The sequence below is a fragment of the Pseudomonas sp. AC083 genome, assembly GCF_979253165.1.
The window spans coordinates 1-266 of record NZ_CEEDDH010000170.1; the positions used below are offsets into that span (position 1 = coordinate 1).

Annotated in this window: 1 protein-coding gene; it reads left to right on the forward strand. The window is 40.6% G+C overall.

The genetic code is table 11. The annotated features are described in order from the left end of the window. On the forward strand, nucleotides 1-266 hold a 266-nt coding region (gene trpF / locus AC0IXA_RS27600; protein ID WP_471814930.1), incomplete at both ends, for a phosphoribosylanthranilate isomerase.

Consider the following 266-nt stretch of genomic DNA (forward strand, 5'->3'; position numbering starts at 1 on the left):
GTATTGCGCAATCTCACGCAGATGCCATCGGATTTATTTTTGCTCCAAGTAAAAGACAAGTCCAGCCAGATCAAGTGAAACAATGGCTCACCCAAACAAAGTGTAAGAAAAAGATTGCCGGTGTATTTGTAAATGAAAAGATTCAAAAAGTGCGCGAGATCACAAAACAGATACCTTTAGATATCGTACAGCTTCATGGAGATGAAACGCAGGATGACGCAAAAGAAATCAAACAACAAACAGGGGCTGTCGTTTGGAAAGTGTTC